Source organism: Methylophaga sp. UBA1464 (genome assembly GCF_002325665.1).
Taxonomy (GTDB): Bacteria; Pseudomonadota; Gammaproteobacteria; order Nitrosococcales; family Methylophagaceae; genus Methylophaga.
In genome coordinates this window covers 7,153-9,818 of sequence record NZ_DCSO01000043.1, presented here as the reverse complement: position 1 = coordinate 9,818, position 2,666 = coordinate 7,153, and the positions used below count along the sequence as shown (strand labels likewise).

Here is a 2,666-nt window from a genome sequence, read left to right as displayed (position 1 = left end):
ACATTAACCTTTTTATGCCAGTGTTTTTTTCAATCATGAGATCTCTGCCGGATTGTGATAATCAAAATTAATGAAGATTCAGTCAGGCATTTTTGTCATAACTGAACCATAAATGATTGAAATATTAGGCAAAGATTATGACTGCCATGTTAAAATCTGCAGTCTTTTACAAGTTTTTTATCGCGGGTGAGTTATGCAGTATCAGGATCAATATGATGTGATAGTCGTTGGCGGTGGTCATGCCGGCACCGAAGCTGCGTTGGCGGCAGCTCGCCAGGGCGTAAAAACACTTCTGTTAACACAGAACATCGAAACATTAGGGCAGATGAGCTGTAACCCGGCGATTGGCGGGATCGGTAAAGGTCATTTAGTCAAAGAGATTGATGCATTGGGTGGCATCATGGCCAAAGCGGCTGATCTCGGCGGTATTCAGTTCAGAATTCTGAATGCCAGTAAAGGTCCGGCAGTGAGAGCTACTCGTGCCCAGGCCGATAGAATCCGTTATAAAGCCGCCATTCGTGCTGTGCTGGAGTCACAACCCAATCTCTATTTATTCCAGCAGGCTGTTGATGATTTGATCGTTGAAAACGGTCGCGTTGCCGGTGTTGTCACCCAGTCGGGTTTACGGTTTGGTGGTAAAGCCGTGGTACTCACTGTCGGTACGTTCCTCGGTGGTGTAATTCATATCGGTATGCAACGTCATCAAGGTGGTCGGGCGGGCGATCCTGCCTCTGTTGCATTGGCTGAACGTTTGCGTGCGTTACCTTTCCGCGTTGATCGTCTAAAAACTGGTACACCGCCCCGTATCGCCAGTAACAGTATTGATTATTCACAATTAGCCGAACAGCCGGGAGATAATCCGACACCAGTATTTTCATTTCTTGGCAAACGTGAACATCATCCGCAGCAGATTTCCTGTCATATCACCCATACCAATGAAAAAACGCATGAGGTGATTCGTAACAATTTGGATCGTTCACCAATGTACAGTGGCGAGATCGAAGGCATTGGTCCACGTTACTGTCCATCAATTGAAGACAAAGTGGTGCGTTTTGCCGATCGTAACTCACACCAGATTTTCCTCGAACCCGAAGGGCTGGACTGTAATGAAGTCTATCCCAATGGTATTTCCACCAGCCTGCCGTTTGATGTGCAATATGAGATTGTGCGTTCAATGAAAGGTTTGGAAAATGCCCATATCACTCGTCCGGGTTACGCTATTGAATACGACTTTTTTGACCCACGTGATTTAACACCGTGGCTGGAAACCAAACACATGCCGGGCCTGTTCTTTGCCGGTCAGATTAATGGCACGACGGGTTATGAAGAAGCGGCTGCCCAGGGTTTGATCGCCGGTCTGAATGCCGGTTTGCAGACACGTGAACTTGAGCCCTGGTATCCACGTCGTGATGAGGCCTATATCGGCGTATTAATTGATGACCTGATTACTTCCGGCACCAAAGAGCCTTATCGTATGTTCACCAGTCGGGCAGAATATCGTCTGATGTTACGTGAGGATAATGCCGATTCCCGTCTGACGCCGATTGGTCGTCAGTTAGGTATTGTCGATGATGCGCGTTGGGCGGTATTCAGTGCCAAGCTGGAAGCGATTGAGTCTGAAAACAACCGTCTGAATACCACTCGGATCTCCCCGGAAAAGATAGATCAGCAACGAGCCATTTCAGTGTTGGGTGAGCCACTGGCCAAAAGTAGCACAGCGATTGAATTATTACGCCGTCCCAGTGTGGATTATCAAGGCTTGATGACCTTATTGAATGAAGAGCAATTGGTCGCAGATGATGTGGCCGAGCAGGTGATGATCCAGGTGAAATATGCCGGTTATATCAATCGCCAGCAGAATGAGGTCAACCGTCTGCAACGTAATGAAAGCACCATATTGCCAGCCGATCTGGATTATCACAATGTACGGGGTTTATCCAATGAAGTTCGTGAAAAACTGCAAAATGCCAAACCCCAGAGTTTAGGTCAGGCTGCCAGGATTTCCGGTGTCACGCCCGCTGCCGTCTCGTTGTTATTGGTGCATCTGAAACGTTCCGGATGGAGTGAAGCGAGCTGATGGGTTCAGATTTAAAAGCACAGCTCGATAAGGGCTGTGCTGAACTGCAATTACAACTTTCCGAAGAGCAAAAAACACAGCTACTGGATTATCTGGCACTGCTGCAAAAATGGAACAAGGTCTATAATCTGACCTCGGTGCGTGATCCGCAAACCATGTTGACGCGACATATCCTTGATAGTTTGTCATTAATTCCGTATCTGAACTGCACTAACCTGTTAGATGTTGGGAGTGGAGCAGGACTGCCCGGTATTCCAATTGCTATCTGTTTTCCGCAAATGTCAGTCACCCTGCTCGATAGCAATATCAAAAAAACACGTTTTTTACAGCAGGTGAAAGCCGAGCTGAAATTGAATAATGTGACGGTAATACATGGCAGAGTAGAACAAATAACTTTGCCAAAATTTGACGTTGTAACCGCTCGGGCATTTGCCACAATCGCTGAGATTATTGATTTAGCCGCGAGACACTGCGATGATGCTGGCAGCCTGGTTTTGATGAAAGGCGTCTATCCGGAACAAGAACTCGCAGCAATTAAAAGCGGTTTCAAACTGCAGGATATTGTCACGCTGAACGTACCGGGAGATCA

General features: G+C 47.1%; 2 protein-coding genes. Both read left to right on the top strand.

The features are described from left to right. The first annotated feature begins 193 nt into the window (after nt 1–193). Nucleotides 194–2,077, top strand: a complete 1,884-nt coding sequence (mnmG, locus tag B3O33_RS04400; RefSeq protein WP_292361377.1) for a tRNA uridine-5-carboxymethylaminomethyl(34) synthesis enzyme MnmG — start codon at nt 194–196, stop codon at nt 2,075–2,077. Beyond that, nucleotides 2,077–2,666, top strand: a 590-nt coding sequence (rsmG, locus tag B3O33_RS04395; RefSeq protein ID WP_292363041.1) for a 16S rRNA (guanine(527)-N(7))-methyltransferase RsmG, incomplete at its 3' end; no start/stop codon positions are given. The genes mnmG and rsmG, both read left to right, overlap by 1 nt.

Bases quoted from the DNA above. Each gene is read 5' to 3' on its own strand.
- mnmG (WP_292361377.1), top strand. From the start codon at position 194: ATGCAGTATCAGGATCAATATGATGTGATAGTCGTTGGCGGTGGTCAT.